The 18,254-nt window shown below is 70.2% G+C and carries 18 protein-coding genes and 1 pseudogene; 5 read left to right on the forward strand and 14 right to left on the reverse strand.

What is annotated here, in order from left to right:
* Positions 1 to 30: 30 nt before the first annotated feature.
* From NYZ98_RS09360 to NYZ98_RS09375, 4 genes are all read right to left on the reverse strand, one after another.
* Positions 31 to 1,374 carry an MFS transporter gene (locus NYZ98_RS09360; protein ID WP_262842183.1) on the reverse strand — a complete coding sequence of 448 codons (1,344 nt, stop codon included), beginning with the start codon at positions 1,372 to 1,374 and terminating at the stop codon, positions 31 to 33.
* Positions 1,371 to 2,579 carry an aminotransferase-like domain-containing protein gene (locus tag NYZ98_RS09365; RefSeq protein WP_262842184.1) on the reverse strand — a complete coding sequence of 403 codons (1,209 nt, stop codon included), beginning with the start codon at positions 2,577 to 2,579 and terminating at the stop codon, positions 1,371 to 1,373. Before NYZ98_RS09365 ends, NYZ98_RS09360 begins: the two co-directional genes overlap by 4 nt.
* The gene (locus NYZ98_RS09370; RefSeq protein WP_262842185.1) at positions 2,576 to 5,686 is read right to left on the reverse strand and encodes a BTAD domain-containing putative transcriptional regulator; all 3,111 of its coding nucleotides are present in this window, start codon (positions 5,684 to 5,686) and stop codon (positions 2,576 to 2,578) included. The genes NYZ98_RS09365 and NYZ98_RS09370 overlap by 4 nt, the downstream gene beginning before the upstream one ends.
* A gap of 263 nt (positions 5,687 to 5,949) precedes the next feature.
* Positions 5,950 to 6,384, reverse strand: coding sequence for a DUF6010 family protein (locus tag NYZ98_RS09375; RefSeq protein ID WP_262842186.1), 435 nt, complete (start codon positions 6,382 to 6,384; stop codon positions 5,950 to 5,952).
* A gap of 244 nt (positions 6,385 to 6,628) precedes the next feature.
* Between NYZ98_RS09375 and NYZ98_RS09380 the strand changes: the two genes are divergently transcribed.
* From NYZ98_RS09380 to NYZ98_RS09390, 3 genes are all read left to right on the forward strand, one after another.
* Positions 6,629 to 7,567, forward strand: coding sequence for a GlxA family transcriptional regulator (locus NYZ98_RS09380; RefSeq protein WP_262842187.1), 939 nt, complete (start codon positions 6,629 to 6,631; stop codon positions 7,565 to 7,567).
* Positions 7,568 to 7,654: 87 nt separating this feature from the next.
* The gene (locus NYZ98_RS09385; RefSeq protein ID WP_262842188.1) at positions 7,655 to 8,074 is read left to right on the forward strand and encodes a hypothetical protein; all 420 of its coding nucleotides are present in this window, start codon (positions 7,655 to 7,657) and stop codon (positions 8,072 to 8,074) included.
* A gap of 23 nt (positions 8,075 to 8,097) precedes the next feature.
* A complete protein-coding gene (locus NYZ98_RS09390) occupies positions 8,098 to 8,445 on the forward strand; it encodes a helix-turn-helix domain-containing protein (RefSeq protein WP_262842247.1) in 348 nt (115 codons plus the stop codon).
* A 352-nt stretch (positions 8,446 to 8,797) separates the two neighbouring features.
* Here the strand turns inward: NYZ98_RS09390 and NYZ98_RS09395 are convergent, their stop codons facing one another.
* The 3 genes from NYZ98_RS09395 to NYZ98_RS09405 form a co-directional block, all read right to left on the reverse strand.
* The gene (locus NYZ98_RS09395; protein ID WP_262842189.1) at positions 8,798 to 9,499 is read right to left on the reverse strand and encodes a hypothetical protein; all 702 of its coding nucleotides are present in this window, start codon (positions 9,497 to 9,499) and stop codon (positions 8,798 to 8,800) included.
* 32 nt (positions 9,500 to 9,531) lie between these two features.
* Positions 9,532 to 10,104: a hypothetical protein gene (locus NYZ98_RS09400; RefSeq protein WP_262842190.1), complete on the reverse strand. Its 573-nt coding sequence runs from the start codon at positions 10,102 to 10,104 to the stop codon at positions 9,532 to 9,534.
* Between the two features lie 129 nt (positions 10,105 to 10,233).
* Positions 10,234 to 10,539 (reverse strand): hypothetical protein, encoded by a 306-nt coding sequence (locus NYZ98_RS09405; RefSeq protein ID WP_262842191.1) that lies wholly within the window; start codon positions 10,537 to 10,539, stop codon positions 10,234 to 10,236.
* A gap of 37 nt (positions 10,540 to 10,576) precedes the next feature.
* On the opposite strand from NYZ98_RS09405, the gene NYZ98_RS09410 reads away from it, so the two are divergent.
* Positions 10,577 to 11,398: a 5'-nucleotidase C-terminal domain-containing protein gene (locus tag NYZ98_RS09410; RefSeq protein WP_262842192.1), complete on the forward strand. Its 822-nt coding sequence runs from the start codon at positions 10,577 to 10,579 to the stop codon at positions 11,396 to 11,398.
* A gap of 111 nt (positions 11,399 to 11,509) precedes the next feature.
* Here NYZ98_RS09410 and NYZ98_RS09415 read toward each other — a convergent pair whose 3' ends face one another.
* The 5 genes from NYZ98_RS09415 to NYZ98_RS09435 form a co-directional block, all read right to left on the reverse strand.
* A complete protein-coding gene (locus tag NYZ98_RS09415; RefSeq protein ID WP_262842193.1) occupies positions 11,510 to 13,126 on the reverse strand; it encodes an alpha/beta hydrolase in 1,617 nt (538 codons plus the stop codon).
* A 110-nt stretch (positions 13,127 to 13,236) separates the two neighbouring features.
* Positions 13,237 to 13,614: a GntR family transcriptional regulator gene (locus NYZ98_RS09420; protein WP_262842194.1), complete on the reverse strand. Its 378-nt coding sequence runs from the start codon at positions 13,612 to 13,614 to the stop codon at positions 13,237 to 13,239.
* The gene (locus NYZ98_RS09425; protein ID WP_262842195.1) at positions 13,611 to 14,426 is read right to left on the reverse strand and encodes a hypothetical protein; all 816 of its coding nucleotides are present in this window, start codon (positions 14,424 to 14,426) and stop codon (positions 13,611 to 13,613) included. Before NYZ98_RS09425 ends, NYZ98_RS09420 begins: the two co-directional genes overlap by 4 nt.
* A gap of 588 nt (positions 14,427 to 15,014) precedes the next feature.
* Entirely contained in the window at positions 15,015 to 15,431 is a 417-nt protein-coding gene (locus NYZ98_RS09430) for a PIN domain-containing protein (RefSeq protein ID WP_262842196.1), read from the reverse strand.
* Positions 15,407 to 15,718 carry a hypothetical protein gene (locus tag NYZ98_RS09435; protein WP_262842197.1) on the reverse strand — a complete coding sequence of 104 codons (312 nt, stop codon included), beginning with the start codon at positions 15,716 to 15,718 and terminating at the stop codon, positions 15,407 to 15,409. Before NYZ98_RS09435 ends, NYZ98_RS09430 begins: the two co-directional genes overlap by 25 nt.
* Before the next feature lie 614 nt (positions 15,719 to 16,332).
* On the opposite strand from NYZ98_RS09435, the pseudogene NYZ98_RS09440 reads away from it, so the two are divergent.
* A pseudogene (locus NYZ98_RS09440) lies at positions 16,333 to 16,711 on the forward strand (transposase); the annotation flags it as partial.
* Between the two features lie 635 nt (positions 16,712 to 17,346).
* On the opposite strand, the gene NYZ98_RS09455 reads toward NYZ98_RS09440, so the two are convergent.
* Both NYZ98_RS09455 and NYZ98_RS09460 read right to left on the reverse strand, forming a co-directional pair.
* On the reverse strand, positions 17,347 to 17,769 hold the full coding sequence (locus NYZ98_RS09455) for a type II toxin-antitoxin system VapC family toxin (protein WP_262842198.1): 423 nt from the start codon (positions 17,767 to 17,769) through the stop codon (positions 17,347 to 17,349).
* Complete coding sequence (locus NYZ98_RS09460; RefSeq protein ID WP_262842199.1) at positions 17,766 to 17,996, reverse strand: hypothetical protein; 231 nt, start codon at positions 17,994 to 17,996, stop codon at positions 17,766 to 17,768. The genes NYZ98_RS09455 and NYZ98_RS09460 overlap by 4 nt, the downstream gene beginning before the upstream one ends.
* Between the last annotated feature and the right edge of the window lie 258 nt (positions 17,997 to 18,254).

An 18,254-nucleotide genomic window follows, 5' to 3' on the forward strand; every position in this document is an offset into this window, starting at 1 on the left:
ACCGGGCCACTGGACGAATTGTGAATCGCCTCATCGAGCCGTCAGGTCGCCGACCGGTGCCCGCTGGGCGCTGGTGTCCAGGGTGTACCGGCGCTGCATGACGATGGCGACCGCCATAAGCCCGGCCGGCACCAGGGTGAAACCGAGGCGGACCGCGGCCAGCGCCCCGGGGGACTGGGTGATCTGTTCGCCCGCGGTGCTCGCCACGAAGCCACCCGCGGCCAGGCAGGCGGAGAACACGTACGGCCCCAGCGCGCCGCCGGTGGCCTCCGCGGTCGTCCACAGGCCGGTGTAGCTGCCCGCGTTCCCGGCGCCGCCGGGACCGGACGCGGCGATCACGTCGGGGAGCATCGAGAGCGGGATCAGCTGCATCGCGGCGAACGCGACACCCAGCACCGCCACGGACCCGATCAGCACCGGCATGGTCGACGCGACGCCCAGCGCCAGCACCAGCGAGCCGGCCACGAACGCGGCCTGCGCGGCGAGCAGGCTGCGCTGCTTGCCGAAACGCCGGGCCACCAGCACCCACGGGGGGATCGCCAGCACCGCCGGCCCCATGAACGCGGCGACAAGCGCCGAGGTGAGCTCGGGGCGGCCCATTTCGTACTCGGCGAAGTACGGCATGGCGGTCAGCACCAGGTTCATCGTTATCGCCATGAGCAGGTAGGACGTGGCCAGCGTACGGAAGTGCCGGTCGCGCAGCGCCACCAGCAGCCCGCCGCGGTGTCCCGCCTCGACCGGGGCGCCGGGAGCCGCCCGGTTCAGGCGGGCGACGCCGGCGATGCCGGCCAGCATCGTCACCAGCGTGGCCGCGCCGAGCACCACGGCCATCCGCGTGTAGTCGCCGACCCCAGGATCGTCGCCCGTGAGCAGCGGCGCGACCACCCCGGCGAGCAGGACGCCCACCGTGATCACCACGCTGCGGAAGCCCATGAGGCGGGTCCGCTCGTGGTAGCCGATGCCGAGGTCGGACGGCGTGGCCAGGTAGGACACCTGGTAGAGGGAGTACAGCAGGTTGCCGGCGACGTACGCCACCGCGACCCAGACCGCGGCGGACGTCCCGCGCAGGCCGGACGGCACCGCGAACATCGCCAGGAAGACGAGCACCACCACGCAGCCGACGAACATCAGCCGGAGGCGGTGGCCGCCTCGGGCCCGGTCGGCGTCGGAGAGCCGGCCCACCCACGGATGCAGCACCACGTCCACGACGTTCGCCAGAAGCAGCGCGGTGCCGGCCACGAGCGGCGCGACGGCCAGGACGTCGGTCAGGAAGTACAGCAGGAAGATGCCCGGCACGGTGACCCAGATGCCCATGCCGACCGAACCGGCGGCGAACGGGATGATCGCGCGCAGAGGCAGCCGTACGTCCGTCACGAGACGTCTCCGGCTCTGAACGCCGAGGCCAGCCGGCGCACGGCCTCCCGCAGCTCGTCCGGGGTCCGGTCACTGTAGGAGAACCGCAGGTGCCGCGCGGCGGAACCCGATCCCGGGTCCGCCGCGAAGTACTCGCCCTGCTGGTAGACCACGCCGGCGGCGACCGCCCGCCGGAACAGTGCCGCGGGGTCGACATCGTCGTCGGTCAGCCGGGGCCAGAGGAACAGCCCGCCCTCGGGGGCCTGGATCTCGAAGGCGTCCGGCAGGTGCTCGCGCAGCGCGTCGACCAGAACGCCGGCGCGGTGCCGGTACAGAGCGGTGGCGGTGCCCGCGAGCCGGTCGTACCACTGGTCGTCGGCGGTGACCAGCCGTTCGACGATCGCCTGGGTCACCGACGACGAGTGCACGTCGAGGCGGCCGCGCAGCCGGATCACCGGCTCAACCAGATGGTCGGGCAGCACCAGCCAGCCCACGCGCCAGCCGGGGCCGAGGAGCTTGGTGAAGGTGTTGACGTGGATCGCCCGGTCCGACTCGTTGAAGGGCGCGACGCCCTGATCCTTTCCGGCGAAGCGCAGCTCGCGGTACGGGTTGTCGATGATCACGTAGAAGCCGTACCGCTCGGCGAGGTCGACGAGGCCTCGTCGCTTCTCCGCCGACAGGCTGACCTGGGCCGGGTTGTGGAAGTCGGGCACGGTGTAGGCCGCGGCGATCCGCGCGCCCTCGGCGAGCCGGGCGGCGAGGTGCTCGACGTCGAAGCCGTCGGCGACGACCGGCACCGGCAGGATCCGCGTCGTCGCGACCTCGAGCGCCCACAGGAACCCCGGGAACACCGGATCGTCCACGGCGACGGTGGCGCCGCGCTCGACGATGGTCAGCACGGCCAGCGTGAGTCCGTGCATGCCACCGTTCGTCATCACGATCCGGTGCGGGTCGACGCCCTCGCGTTTCGCGATCCAGTTCCGCAGCCCGGCCGAGCCGTGCGGCGACGAGTACCGCAGGGCCGTGGCCGCGGCGTCCGCGTCCTGCCACAGTTCCGCCGAGGCGCGCCCGATCGCCTCCACGGGCAGCGCCTCGGGTGCGGGGACGCCGCCCAGCAGGCGGATCGCGGTGGGGGCGGGGTCGACCAGGCTGGCCTCGACGAAGCCCCGGGGCGCCGCGAGACCTCGGGCCAGGGCGGTCAGCCTTGCGTCGGGGGTCGCGGTCATGCGTCGGCTCCCAGTTCTTCGAGGAATCGTCCGGCTCGTCCGGCGAACAGGTGCGCCCCGCACGCCGTGGATCGGGAGAAGGCCAGTTCGGCGGCGGCCCTGACCACCGCGGCGGGTTCGCCGCGAGCCTGCGACAGACGCGCCCTGACCAGCAGGAGCAGGCCCTCGGCGTAGCGTTGGTCGTGCTCCCAGATGGCGTGATCGGCCTGGTCGAGAGCGGCGGCCGCCTTGTCCGGCATTCCGGCTTCCAGCCACATCTCGCTGATCAGGAGGTAATGGTAGGCGATGCCCCACTGCGGCGGGTCGAGGAGGGTGGCGGCCAGGAGTTCCTCGGCCTCGGCCGCGGCGCCGGCCGGATCGTCGCCGGTGAGGGCGCGTGCCCAGCACCAGTACTGCCGGATGTAGTGCTCGAGCTGGGAGCGCAGCCGGGTGAGGCCGGCGGAGAACCACCGGTCGGCGGCGGCCCGGGCCAGGGCCGCGTCACCGGCCATCGAAGCGATCATGCCGGTGTAGTAGACCCAGACCGAGGCCGCGTACGGATCGCCCGGGGTGTCCCAGGTGTCGACGAAGGCGAGGGCCGTGCCGACGTCACCGTGCAGGGCGGTGATCACGGCCCGCCATCCCGGCCCCTCCCCCGGGATGCTCCCGTCCCGCCGGAGCGGTGTCCCGTCGTCCGGTACGACGGCGCCACCGGGGTCGGCGGGGTCGGCGGGGTCGGCGCCGGTCAAGGTCTGGTACGCGGCGCCGATGTCGCCGATGTCCCACTGATGCAGTCCCCAGGTGTGCCGGCCGTAGCGCCGGACGGCCGGATCGGCGGACGCCCGTCCGAGCTCGTGCATCCGGCGGGCCAGTCTTCCGCGGCCCTTCTCGACGGAGGTGAAGGCCCCCATCACGCGGATGAAGAGGAAGTCGTCGGCCTCCGCCTCCCGGCCGAGGGTCCGCGCCAGGTACTCGGCGCGGTCCAGCAGATCGAACGTCGACGCGTCATAGCCCGACTCCCGCCGGACCACGATGGCCAGCAGCGTGAGGGCGGACAGCTCCAGCTCCATGACCCCCGACGCGCGGGCGACCTGGACGGCGGAGCGAAGCTGCCGGTTGGCGGACGCGAACGCGAGCTTGTTCGCCGCGCTGCGCCCGGCGCGGATCAACGCCTCGGCGGTACGAACGGGTTCGGCCAGGGGACCGGCGGCCCACAGGTGGTAGGCGAGGCGTTCGGCGACGACCTCGTCCTCGGCGTGGATCTGTTCGAGCGCGTCCGCGACACGCAGATGGAGGCGGGTGACCTGCTGTCTGGTCATGGTCTCTGACACCGACTCGCGGACCAGGTCGTGCGCGAAGCGCAGCGACGACGGGTCCTCAGGCCCGGGGTCGAGCAGACCGAGGGCCTGCACCGGTTCCAGGCGTTCGAGGCAGTCCGCGACGCCCACCCCGGCGGCGCGGGAGAGCAGGCGGAGGCCGACGTCGCGGCCGATGAGCGCGGCGACGCGCAGCAGGTCCCGCGCGGGGTCGTCGAGGCCGGCCATGCGGTCGCGGACGACGTCGCGCACGGTGGACGGAACCCCGGTCTGCGTGGACACGTCGTCACCGGTGAGCGTGCCGGCCTCGTGGAGGAGCCGGGACAGCTCGCGGACGAAGAAGGGGTTGCCCGCGGTGCGATCGTGGATGGCGCGGGCGACGGAGTCGGCGGGCTCGTGGCCGGTCTCGTGGCGGACGAGTTCGGTCACGTCGTCCAGACCGAGCGGGCCGAGCCGGAACCTGTGGTGGCCGGGGAGCCGGCCGGTCGTGGCCAGTACCCGGGACAGGCCCGAACCCGGTGTCGGCGCACGGTCACGAAGCGCGCCGATGATCGCCGTGCCCGGGGGCAGCCGGCCCGCCAGATGGCCGAACAGCTGCAGGGAGGCCACGTCGGCCCACTGCAGGTCGTCGAGTATCAGGAGCGTCGGCCGTTGCGCCGAGGCCTGGGCGATGAGGGCGACGACCTGCTCGAAGAGCCGGAACTGGGCGTTGCCGTCGGGCACCGCGCGGGCGACGTCGTTGTGCGGCCCGAGGAGGATGCCGAGCTCGCTGGCCAGCCACTTCTCCCGCGCGGGCGCGGGCAGGTCGTCGACGACGGCGCCCAGCGCCTGTTCCCACGGCCACATCGACGGCGTACCGTCGCCCTCCAGGCAGGCGCCCCAGACGACGAGTGCGCGGTGCCGGCCCGCCACGGCCGCGGCCTCTTCCAGCAGGCGGGTCTTGCCGGCGCCCGGTTCGCCCTCGACGATGCCGATCGCCGTGCGGCCGGCGAGCGCGCTCCGCACGGTGCGCCCCAGCACGGCGAGCTCCTCGGCCCGGCCGACCAGGGCGGCCGCCGTGACCTCCCCCGCCCCGTCGTCCGCGCCCACCGGGGGCGGCGGTGCCGTGGGCTGTGCCAGGACCCGCCGGTGCGCCTCCTCCAGCGCCGGACCCGGGTCGACGCCGAGCTCGTCGGCGAGGCGGTCGCGGACCGTGCGGAACACCGACAGGGCCTCCGCCTGACGTCCGGCGGCGCCCAGGGCACCGACCAGGGCGGCCTGCACGGGTTCGTGGAACGGTGCCATCGACGCGGCCAGCCGGAGCGCCGGGAGCACCCGCTCCGGCCTGCCCCCCGACACGGCCAGCTCGGCCGCCGCCGTGCACGCGTTGTAGAACTCGTCGTCGAGTGTGGCGAAGGCCGTCGTCGCGCCGGTCCCGTTGGCGATGCCGTTGCCGGCCGGGCCACTCCAGAGGCCGAGCGCCTCGACGTAGCGATCGAGCGCCGCCTCGTCCTGGTGCTCGGCCAGAGCGGTCCTGGCCACGTCGACGAGCTCCCGGAACACGACGAGGTCAAGCGTGCCGGCGGCGGCGATGAAAAGGTAGGAGTTGCCGCGGCGGTGCAGGAACGAGCCGGTGCCACGAACCGGGAGCAGGGGTTCCAGGACCCGCCGTAACGCGCCGACGTACTTGTGGATGACGTTCAGGGCGCTGGCGGGGACGTCGTCGCCCCAGATCAGGTCGATCAGCTCACTCGTGCTGGTCGGCCTGCCGACGCGGGCCAGGAACAGCGCCAGGAGGAGTGCCTGCTGCCGGGGGCCGGCGTCCACTTCCACGCCGTCGCGCCACAGCCGTAAGGGGCCGAGAACCCGCAGGTACAGTGAAGGTCCGCCTGCCGGCGGATCTGCACCCCCGGTGACCACGGGACGGACTGACTCAGCCACGCTTCGACTCCGGTTGGGCATGACGCGATCGTCGCTCGCGACCATTTCGTACGGCGTACGCCGAGCGGGTCGATTCTACCGGGCCCGTATTTCGGCGCCATCACGCGTACGGCCCGCGACCGGGCCACGCCCTCACCGGCGGCGGTCTCTCCAAGTCACTGGACGGTCGTCACCCCTCCAGACCCTTTGAGCGGTCCCGGCCGGGAACGGATGAGGTCCACGACCGAGGGGCCGCCACGGAGGCACCACAGGGCGATGACCGGGTCGCAGATGGCGCAGCCGAAGGACGAGTCATGGGCGAACGGGATGATCGGGTTGCCCTTGAGATGGTGCAGGACGTCCCACGCGGTGTGCAGCAGCCAGCCGACACCGATGAACGTCCACGAGTCCAGCCCGCGGTAGGCGCAGTAGGTGATGACCGCGGTGAAGGCGAACTCCCAGCCGTCCAGGCCACCGCCGCTCAGGTAGGCGCCTCCCGCCCCGGCCAGCATGACGGCGTTGAACCGGCGCCGGTGCGGTTCGCGAATCAGTGACATCACCACGACGTAGAGCAGACCGATCACCACCGGCACGACGACCCTCGTGATCATCTGGGTGCTCCCATGCGCCGGAAGCCGATGCGTACGTGGCCCTGATCTCCACCGGGGTGGACGAACGGATACATGTTCCTTCTCTCGCCGATGCCGGAAACGTCACCGACGCTAACCGGCCGCCCGTTCGCCTCCCAGGAGGATTCCCGACAGCCGTCAACGGGATACCGCCAGACGAGCTCGGGAGCCGCCTGGCGGATCCGGAGCCTCGGGCGGGACACGGGCGGCTGGGTACTGTTCCGCCATGCACACCGTCGCCGTCCTCGCCCTCGACCTGGTGATCCCCTTCGATCTGTCCACCCCGATCGAGGTCTTCACCCGTACGCGGACACACGACGGCCGTCCCGGCTACCAGGTGCGCATCTGCGCCGAGCGTCCGGAGGTGGACGCCGGCCTGTTCACCCTGCGCGCCCCCTGGGGGCTGGACGGGCTGGCGGACGCCGACACGATCATCATCCCCGGCACCGCGAGCCCGATGGACCCGCTGCCACCGGCCGTGGGCCACGCTCTGAAGGCCGCCGCCGCCAACGGCACCCGCATCGCCTCCATCTGCTCGGGCGCCTTCCCCCTGGCCGCCGCGGGACTGCTCGGCGGGCTGCGTGCCACCACCCACTGGGCCGCGGCCGACCGGCTGGCCGCCGCGTACCCGGACATCGAGGTGGAGCCCGACGTCCTCTACGTCGACAACGGGCAGATCCTCACCTCGGCGGGCGCCGCGGCCGGGCTGGACCTGTGCCTGCACCTGATCCGCCGCGACTACGGTTCCGCCGTGGCCGCCGACGCCGCGCGACTGTCGGTCATGCCGCTGGAACGGGAAGGCGGGCAGGCCCAGTTCATCGTCCAGCCGCTCCCGCCCGCGCCCCGGGGTTCCGCACTCGAACCCCTGCTCATCTGGCTGCAGGGATCCCTGGCCCGCGAGCTGACCGTGACCGACATCGCCGCCCACGCGGGCATGAGCCCCCGCACCCTGACGCGCCGGTTCCGCGACCAGACCGGCGTGACCCCGCTCCAATGGCTGCACCGCGCCCGCGTCCGCCAAGCCCAGCACCTGCTGGAGACCACCGACCACACCGTCGAACGCATCGGCGCCCAGGTCGGCTTCGCCTCCCCCACCGCCTTCCGCGACCGCTTCAAACGGGTCGCGGGCGTCAGCCCTCACACGTACCGGCGCACATTCCGCTGAACCGACCCAGAATAATCTTTCGGTTTCGGCCACGCCGGGGAGTTCCGGATACTCCTCGAAGCCATCGACACCCAGATCCCACGCCCGGTGCTGCTGGTTCTCAGCAAACAGACGCTGACACGACAGGCCGTGTCGCTGTGCTCGCACACCGGCGGCATCATCGCGGCCCTGTATCGCGCCCGGGAAGCCGCCCAGATATCCCTCGCCTACCGCCGCAAGGCCCATCAGATGCGACTGGCCCTGGCGATGGCACTGGTGGCGGGTGAGGTCACGCTGGCTCGGAGGATGAGCGCGGGCGCGATCCCGCCCCTGCTCAACGCGAGCCACGTGCGCGTTTGTATCCTCCAGTGCGCGCCCGGGGAACGGGACCCGATCGCGGCGACGTACGAGGACGCCTCGGGCTACCACGGCCGCGGCCTCATGGTGCGCTGCCCGGTGTACGACGACCACCTCATCTGCCTCGCCGGAGCCGCCTGCTCGCGCCGCTGGACTCCGCCCCCCGGCTGACCGTCGACATCCTCGGTCTGGGCCTGCAGTTCCCCAGGTCCCGCGTCGCGGGTCTGCTGGGCATCAGCCGCAACACCGTCACGGCCCACTTCAGTCGCGGTGAGGAAGCGCTCAGTCTGGACCTGAAGGATGTCGGCGGTCGCGCCGTGCTGGCCCTGGCACTACGGATCACCAGCCCCGGCCTCGGCGACGGCCCCGACCCGGGGGCCTCGCCCGGCCTCGCCCCGGCACTCCACGGACAGGCCGCCCACCAGTGGGCCGAGGCGTTCCTGCTCAACCGGGACCTCCTCTCCGGCGGCCCCGGCGCGTACGACCTCTTCCACGCGCTCCACGTCACCGGCCGTATCGCGACGCCGGCGCCCCTGCGCTGACGGTCGTGCACCGTGCGCGGTGCGGCTCCCGAATTGGGCATCGTGCCCATTGATCGGCCGTGACGGCTTCCCTACGTTGAGGACACCTGGAAAACGGCGGAAAAGGCCGCCAGGCGAACGGCGAAGCTCGTTTCCGGCGTGCATCTCGGGGGCGCATACCGGCCGGCGGTGACCACTGGTCCCGACCGCGACTCCACGTGGTGGTCCGCTATTTCCGTGAACAGCGATTCGTGCGTGTCAACACGATGGGGAATGCCATGCACAACCTTAAGCGCATCGCCGCCCTCGCGACGGTACTGGCGTCCGGTCTCTGTCTCGCCGTGGCCCCGGCGGCGAACGCGGCCGCGAGGAACTACGAGGCGGGCAGGGTCAGGGTGACAGCGGCGGCGGCCTCGCCCGCCGTGTCCAGCGTGAAGGCCGCCGACCTCCCGGCCGCGGACACCTCGTAGTCGCCGAGGAACCCGCTGAACCGGACGCGGCCGTCGTCGTCGGTGACCAGTGTCGTGGGCGAGAGCCACCACTCGCCCATGACCAGTGAGTGCAGCGCGTCGTACGCCGGCTTCGGAGTGCCGTCGGCACGGACGAAGCCGCCCGGGGCGCCGGGCCAGCCGCCGTCCTGGAAGCCCCAGTAGGTCGACGCCTCCACGGCCGGGTGCGACAGCAGCGTCCGGTAGTGGCGGGAGATCGCACCGGCCTGCCGGTCCCCGAACCAGCGCGCGAGCTTCAGCATCCGCTCGGTCTCCGGCCTGCCACGCTCGGGCTCGAACCCACCCCAGTAGAAGGGCAGCGTGGTGAAGTTGAACAGGTCCAGGAAGCGGCCGGCGAGCCGTTGGTCCTCGGGGACGGCGGGATCGCCGGGCGAGCCGCCTCCGTCCGCCCTCGGCGGGACGAGGTCGCCGCCGGTGCAGCCGAACAGGAAACGGTGACCGCGCTGGGCGACGACCACCTCCCGTCCGGCGAACGGCGCTCCGCCCGCCGTGAGGGTGAGCGTGGCGTCGGCGATCCGGTGCCTGAGGGACGGATCGGAGAAGGAGGGGCGGACATACGACGTCATGCTCGCCATTGTGATGACTTCAGCCTCTGAGATCAGTAAGCACACTGCACCACGACGTCGTCCAGTTCGGTGAGCGCGGAGTACCACCACACCTGTGTCTGCACTACGGCGAACCGCAGAACGACGTCAGCGCGCTGCGCGGTCCAGCTCACCGTCTGGAGTGACCACTCATCGGTCCAGTTGTTGGGGACCTGCTTCAGCGCGATGTACCGCCAGGTGTCGGGATCGATCACTTCCACGTTGAGCTGAGCCCATTCGCCGGACAACTTCATCCAGACGCCCGCGGTACATCTGGCCCCGGGGTGAACGGTCACCGGCGTCAGGTGGACGGTCCGCCCGAGCGCGCACCAGTCTCCCTTCGCGAAGGCCTCGAAGGTGGCGAAGCCGATTCCGCTGTGCGTGGGCCGTGAGGAGCTCTGGTACAGGGGGCCCTCGCAGTGCCCGCTCTCGGTCAGCTCCCACCTGGCGCCGGGATCGGTCCCGGGCTCGAAGCCATCAGTGAGCTGCCAGACGCCGGCGCTGGCGGGTCCCGCGGGGATCAGCACGACGCCTGCGAGCGTCACGGCGGCCATGAACGTACGGAACAGGCCCGAGCGTATGCGCATGTGATCGCTCCAAGGATCTCGATGTACGCCTCGGGCAGATTGTGTGAGGCGCCGAGCCCGCTGGATAGGGAATACCGGCCGGCCCGGGAAACCCACCCGGCGACCCGACACGACCAGCCGGAACGGCGGCTACTCAGGGTGACCTATGAAGATTTCATGCTTCATGCCAAGAACGATGGGATTTGCGAACCGTCGGCTCGGCGCGGAACTGTCGGTCGGCGTGGCTAGTCTCTGCTCGTCCTCGTCGTCATCGACAGATGGGAAAAATGTGAGATTACCCAGTAGGGCGGGGCGTCGGATCGGCTGGCTGGCGGGCGTCGCGGTCCTCGCGTCCGTTGCTTTCGTTCCCGCCGCGCAGGCCGCACCCCAGCGTTCCTTTTCCAGTACGGCTTCCGCCCCACTCGCATCGGCCGACAATCCGGTGCGGAAACTCACCCTCTCATTCGAGCGGACCACCGCGTCGAAGTGCCCGGTGACCTTCAAGGTCTACGGGACTTTCGAAGGGCTCCCTCCCGGCCTGCAACTCATCCAATATCGCATCGTCGGCACCGAGCAATGGAAGAACCTCAAATCCCCCACCAAGCACAACGGCGGCTTCACCGCCCTGCTGGCGACGCTCGACTGGGAAATGGACTACGAGGCACCGGCACCAGGTCAGACGTCGGTCCAAATCGAGCTCAGGCAGCCCGACGGTCTCACGTCCAACACGCTCTACTACTTCGAGTGCGGCATGGCCGACGCGGACGACACCTTCGGCGAGACCTCCGAGCCCATCGTCCGGACGCCCAGCGGCGGCCCGCTGGCCGAACTGGTCGCCGATGCCAACCTCGACGCGGTCCAGGCCCGGTCGGGCGCGGAGGCCGCCCTGGTCAGCAGGTACGGATTCCACCTCGACCTCGACGCGGGCCCGGTCACCTACGAGGAGGTCTTCGCGACGCTTCCTGCCGGATTCGCGGTGGACGTGTGGGAGCTCAACGGCGCCGCGCTGAAGACCGTCCTCGCCCACCCGAACGCCCAGGGCTGGGTGCTCACGCCGTCGTCCTCGCTCCGCTACACGCTGGAGGGCGGCGCCGTCACCGAAATGACCTTGAACGGCGTTCCGGTGACCGACGACCAGCTCATCAAGATCGCGGCCAACTACATCCTGGTGGGCGGCTACGAAGGTTTCCCCCGATGGCCCGGAGTCACCAACGTCTATCGCGGCGGCCCTGACGACAGAGGCGCCCTGGCCACCTACCTGGCGAAGAACTCCCCGGTCGCCGCCCCGGCCGGCGACCGGGTCACCATCCACTGACCGTCACGTGCCCAAGCTGATCGCCGCGTGAAACCGCGGGTATGACCACGGGCCGCACCCGGATGGGGGTGCGGCCCGTGGCTCGGTCACGGCGGTCCACGGGCAACGGCCCTACAGCGGCCCCACAGACGGTATGTACGGCGAGTGCGTGGCGCGGGCGAAGGCGTCGGCCGGTGACGGAGCGGGGCAGAAGAGATCTCGCCCGGGCAGCGCACCGGTGGCCAGGAAGGCGGGCATCACCTCGTCGGCGCAGCTGCCCAGCCCGGTGACGCCGTGGCCGCCCTGGTCGACCGTGATCATGACGGCCCGGCGGCCGAGCGCGGCGCGCAGGCCGCGTGCGCTCACCAAAGACGTGGACGGGTCACGGGTGTTCTGCAGGATCAGCACGTTGCGCGGTCCGTGACCGGTGACGGGGACCAGCGGCTCCACGGGCCGGGTCGGCCACGCCGCGCACGGAAAGACGTTCGACGGCATGCCGGCCGTCAACGGCCACGCCCGCCGGTCGGCCGCGACCTGCCGGGCGTACGCCGCCACGTCGCGTGGCCAGGCGACGTCACCGCAGAACACCGCGTAGAGCGCGGCGATGCGATTGTCCGCCGGTACCTGCGCCACCTTGGCGCCATCGGCCAAGCCCAGCCGGTCCAGTCGCGCCAGAATGCCGGCGTCCATGGCGGTGTTCATACCGGATCCTGAGACGGTGGCCGCGAGCTCCTGCCAGAACTCGGCCAAAGACGGGAAATAGCCGTCGAAGTAGAGCAACGATCGGGTGATCTCGCGCAGAAGGTTGCCGTCGAGCACAGGGCCGCCGGGGTTCGGCACGGGCTGCCGGTCGAGGGCCGAGGTCAGCCGGTCGTACGTGCGCCTGACCTCGTCCTGCGTCGCGCCGAGGTGGTAGACGGCGTCCCGCTCGGCCGCGAAGCCGAGGAAGTCGGGCAGGCGCACCGCGACCGCCTGGTTCCAGCCGCGCAGGAGGTCCCGCCACACCAGGCCCGGGTCGACGGCGCTGTCCAGCACGATCCGGTCGCCGCGCCCCGGGAACAGCGAGATGTAGACGGCGCCCAGGTAGGTGCCGTAGGACAGGCCGAAGTAGGACAGTTTCGGCTCACCGAGCGCGGCTCGGATGCGGTCCATGTCCCGTGCCGTGTTGGCCGTGGTGATGAACGGAAGCAGATCGCCGGAATGTTCGGCGCATGCGGCCGCGGTGTCTCGTGCGAAGGCGATGTTGCGCTCGATGCCGCCATCGGGCGCCGGGTAGGGCAGCAGCAGCGTGGACTGCCGCACGAGATCGAGGCCACAGGTGACCGGGGTGCTGTGGCCGATCCCGCGCGGATCGAAGCCGATCAGGTCGTAGCGATCCAGGACCTGGCGTGGCAGTACGTCCGCCAGCCCGCTGGGCAGGTCCAGGCCGCTGTCGCCCGGGCCGCCCGGGTTGGACAGCAGGATCCCGCGACGCGACCCGGGTAGCGCCGTGCCGATCCGGGAGATCGTGATCTCGATGCTCCGCCCGCGCGGGGCGCGGTAGTCCAGCGGCACCCGTAAAGTCGCGCACTGCTGGCGTGGGTCGCGCGGGATACCGGTTTCCACCGGCGGGCACTCACCCCAGACCGGAGCCGCTCTCCCGCCTCCGGCCACCTCCGACTCCGGCGGCCCGATCCGGGCCGCCGCCGGCGTGACCGCGCCTGCCGCCACGGTGGCCACCGTCGCCGCGGCGACGAACACTGATCGCATGCTTAATCGCATTGATGCCCCTTTCGAAAGGCACAGATGCTTTCTCGATGACGACGAACTCGGCACTGTCGGATACGCAAGACCCTTCGCTTGATCACAGTTGCTCACGATCATGGCGAGGCCGAGGCCGCCCCGCGAGACGTCAGGGCCGCCTGGACGATGCGGATCGCCTCGCTCGCGTCGATGCCGACGCTGGCGATCACGGCCGCGTAGTCGGCGGCGGCGCGCCGGGCCCGCTCCCGGCCCTCCTGGCCCGCGGACGACACGAACGAGCCGGCCCGCCCGCGGGTCTCGATCAGCCCCGACTCCTCCAGCTCGCGGTAGGCCCGGCCGACCGTGTTGACGGCCAGGCCGAGGTCGGCCGCGAGGTGGCGGATGGTCGGCAGCCGGGTGCCCACGGCCAGCGTGCGTTCCTGGATCTGCCGGGCGAGCTGGGCCCGCAGCTGCTCGAACGGCGGCACCGGCGAGGCCGCGTCGATGACGATCATCGGAACCTTATGGCCGTCCGGGCCACCGTCGTGCTCGACGGAGTCCTGGCATGGAGCGCGATCAACGCGACCAGGCCCAGGAGCAGGTAGACGACCGCGGCGGCGCTCCACCAGGCGGGCGCGCTGCCGAACAGCAGCACCATGGGCAGCGACCACTGCACGCTCGGCGTGGTGAGCTCGCGGGCGTCCTCGACGCGCATGATGACGTCGGCGGTGAGCGACTCCTCGTCCTCCGCCACGACCGGGCGCCTGAGCACGTGGCGCAGCTGCACGGCCAGGATTGCCGTCACCCCGAGCATGCCGATCAGCAGCACGACGGCCAGCCGCCGCACGGTGGGGTCGGGAACGGCCAGGGCGCTACCGGCCAGCACCATCGCACCGGCGAACGTGGCGACCGAGAAGACCGCGTACGGCCGGCCGAGCACGGTCCGCCAGCCCGGCTGGATCAGATGGGCGGCCCTGCGGGACAGCGTCGCGCCCACCCGCTGGTCGACGCGCCGCACCCACCAGTCGAGCAGCGACTGCGCCAGCAGCAGCCCGGCCACCAGCGCCGTCAGGGCCAGCAGCGGCATTGGGCGACGCGGCTGGGAGCCGCCGAAGGCGGAAGTGGCGGCGAGCGCGCTGGCGATGATCAGCACGGCCAAGATGACCGCGGCGACGATGCGGGCGCGCTGCCGCACCGCCAACCGGCCGGCCAGCAGCTGGGTCGCCCCGTCCCCGGCCAGCTCGTGCCGAGCCAGCCACTCACCCGCCATCCGCAGCTCGGCCGCACGCACCGTCGGGCCGGCGTCTGGTAATCGTCCGCGGGCCATATCGCCTCCTCTGTCGCAAGCTTTGTATCAACATGATGGGTCATTCCTTGCGACAAAGTCAACGGACGGCAGGCACTCCCACCCACAGCAGCAGCCAGAGATTTCCCGGGTGCACAGAGCGAACGACGCCGACTTCGAGGTCCCATGAAAAGCGACCGCACCGGACGGAACCTCGGTCGTGCTGGTGATCGAGGCGAGACACGTGGTCGAAGACGCGACCTGCTGGAAAACGACCACCCGGAAGGGGGACCGGCGAACCTGAGACGGTCGGACATCCCTCCTCGCCGCTGATCTCCTGCGGGCCCTGGAACCGAACTGAGCCATCCCGACCGCGCCCCTATCTTCGGATTCAGGGCGGGAGCCCAATAAGCGCAGTCCGAGCGAACCGAGGGCCCTTACCGGGCGTAGCCCCGCCCTTCTCGCAGCGGAGCCCGCCCTTCCCGGAAGGGCGGGCTCAGGGTTGGGCTTCGCCGGTGGTCAGGCCGACGGGGCAGGAGACCCCGTGCCGCCTATGCCGGAGTAGTCGTTGGGGACCTTGAAGAGGTCTTGCGGGTGGTAGTGCCATCGGCATGGCGATATTTGTCGGCGCTACACACGGACCAGGCGGACTGCTTTGCCGCATAGCTTGTTCATGTCGTCTTCATCTGACGTGAGGATGATGACCGGCCGGATGGAGCGGAGGGCGGTGGCGGCGACGACGGCGTCGATCGCGTACTTGTGGCCGTGGAGACCGCTGACACGGAGCAGGTTCAGCGCGTGACCGGAAACGTCCTCGGTCACCGGCTCTACGCGCAAGCGCGACAGGTGCCAGCGCAGGCGGTCATTCGTCACACGCGGGTCGAAGGCTTCGAGAGGCGTCAGAGCGCTGACAGCAACGCGGAAATCGTTGCTCTGCGCCTCTCGAACGATCGCGGTGACCCGCTGATCGGCCGCACACCATTTGGAAAGGCCCTCGGAGTCCAGGATGACGGTTCCGGCGCTCAGCTTGCTTCGTGCGCGTGCCATTCGCTGACCTCCTGCAGTTCAGGAGCCGACTTCACGCTGCGGAACAGATCCTCCGCCTCATCACGGAAGCGCTGGGGGACCGGGCCGTTCTCCTGTTCGTTGGCCTGAAGCGCCTCCTCCAGCAGGTCACGCTCGATCTGGCGCTCCACCGCAGCGTCCACGTAGGCAGAGAAGCCGCGGGTACCGACACGTTCCTTCACAGCGCGGATGTTGCCGGCACGCAGAGAGACACTGACCTTGGCCGCCGGGCCCTCGCCGGGCGGAAAGGCTCGTTCAGGCAGACTCATAGACCAATCTTACTACTTCGAGTAGCAAATCACCCACCTCCCAGGCGGACCAGCGATCCCCGCCCCAGCGGTTACGTACTTCATGCGATCACACCCAGACAATCTCGGACAGTCAACTTACTGGTTCGGAACCCGGGGGTGGAGCCTCTGCTCAAGGAGGGACGGGCATCGTACGCCTCGGGCGAATCCCCGCAGGACCCGGCCGCGTAGGTCGCAAGTTCAAGTTTCGCCGGTCGCCTGGCCGATAGGGCTAACGTGTTGACGTCGCGCCAATCGTTGCGACGACGCCGGCACTAGTGGGCGTTTGATCCCTTCCCATGGATGAATGCCCAGGCATGTCCGGCCAGCGGAGCAGCGGCGTATGCGCAGTCTGAGCGGATGTGCGGGCCCCTGAAGCGCAGCCGCTCGACCGGCAGCTGCCGATCTCGTACCGAAAACTCCTGTCTCATCCCATGACCTGGCGCTTTGGGCCTTACCCACTGGTGAGGGCCGCCTCAAAAGGCTGGGCTTGCCCCGCGCCGAAAGGTACGCCGGAGGTATGGCCAAGCAGCGAACCTACCCCAGCGACTTGTCCGACGCCCGCTGGGCACTCCGCCAGGCGCTCAGCACCGGCTGTCGCGGTACTGGTCACCGCCCCCGGCGTATCCGACAGCGCCGCCTGCGTACCCTGTTGACCCAGGTCGCCTCCACCCATCCCACGATCACCAAGATCTGGGCCGACAGCGCCTATCGCACCAAGGTCATCGAAAGCATCGCCACCTGCGGCATCGACGTCGAAGTCGTCCGCCGCGACCCCACCAGCAGAGGATTCACCGTTCCGCCTCGCCGCTGGGTCGTCGAGCGCACTCTGGGCTGGCCGATGCTCCACCGCCGCCTGGCCCGCGACTACGAGGCCCTGCCCACCCGCTCCGAAGCCATGATCCACATTCCCATGATCGACCTCCTGGCCCGGCGCCTCACCGGCGAGAACACCCAACCTGGCGAGGGGCTTGAAGGACCCGACCAGCTTCATGGTTCAGGGCATGTGGGGCGTAGTCCCTGCCTTGGGGGTTTGGGGCGGGAGCCCCAATAAGAACAGTCCGAGCGGAGCGAGGGCCATTTCATTTCCGGGCAAAGCCGCATACATGCCTATGGGCCGCACCTGTACAAGGTGCGGCCCATAGCCAAGTGGATCAGGCTTCGCCGGTGGTCAGGCCGATGGGGCAGGAGACGCCGGTGCCACCCAACCTGCAGTAGCCGTTTTTGTTGCGGTGAAGGTACTGCTGGTGGTCCGACCGTCGTGCCGCCCGAGTTCTGGTGGTGACCTGCGCAGCACCCGTTTTCACGTGTGGTGTAGCGCATCTCGGTTGGGGGTGTGGGGGCGGAGCCCCTGCCTCGGGGTTTGGGGCGGGAGCCCCAAGAGGAGCGTCCGAGCGGAGCGAGGCCATTTCCTGGCTGAGCCGCTTCCTGGCTGAGCCGGGTATGGCCACGAGCCGCACCCGGATGCGGGTGCGGCCCGTGGTTCGGTGGGTCAGGCTTCGCCGGTGGTCAGGCCGATGGCCAGGAGACGCCGGTGCCGCCTATGCCGCAGTAGCCGTTGGGGACCTTGAAGAGGTACTGCTGGTGGTAGTCGTAGCTCGGGTAGTGGGTCATGGGGACACGATTGTGAGGGCGGGGACGTGAGCCGGCCTGACCACCGAGAAGTCTCTGATATCGACAGTGAAGACCTCCGGGAGGTGAAATCGCTCCGCCAGAGCGATCACCGATGCGTCGGCGGATCCCAGAGGAAGGTCCGCATAGCGTTCCACTAGGACAGAGATCCGTCCGAGGTCATCAGGCGTCGGGTCCACGAGTTTGAACTGGCCGTATCGGAGCGAGCGAAGGAACGCGGCTTCGACCTTCGCGCCGCCCAGACGCCCTAGCATGTAGCACGCCTCACCTGCTACGAAACTCGGAATCAATAGATCGCGTCGCTCCCGGTGGAGCCGTTCGAAGATCGCTATACATGCGGCGTGTTTACGGTCGTTGGCAATGGCGGCGGCGACGATGGGGCCGGTGTCGACGACAATCACGCCTCACGACCGTACCCCTCCCGGAGGATTTCCTCAGCACGTTCCGCATAGTCATCGCGACCTGCTGTGATCGTCCCGAACCATGCGGGCGGCCACTGCTCGTCCTGGTTGTCTTCGCTCGGACGCACCAGGCGCAGAGTGTGAGCACGCACCTCCCGTACCTGGTCCGGCGTCAACCGGTCCACCAGCCGGTGAAGGTCCTCGTACTCCTCTGGCGCTGCGGTCATAGTCCAAGTGTAGGCACACACTTGCACGACCGCCTGGTTCGAATCCACCTGGCGGTCACTCCAAAGAGCGTGTCACCTGGGCGTCGGTAGTGACCTGCGCAGTATCCGTCTTCGTGTGCGGCGTAGCCGCGGGGTTCGAGGGTGCGGGGGCGGAGCCCCGGCCTGAGGGTTGGGGCGGGAGCCCCATAAGAACAGTCCGAGCGAAGCGAGGGCCTTTTCAGGCGGAGCCCGCCCTTCTCGCAGCGGAGCCCGCCCTTT

This window comes from Sphaerisporangium corydalis (assembly GCF_025506355.1).
GTDB classification, from domain to species: domain Bacteria; phylum Actinomycetota; class Actinomycetes; order Streptosporangiales; family Streptosporangiaceae; genus Sphaerisporangium; species Sphaerisporangium corydalis.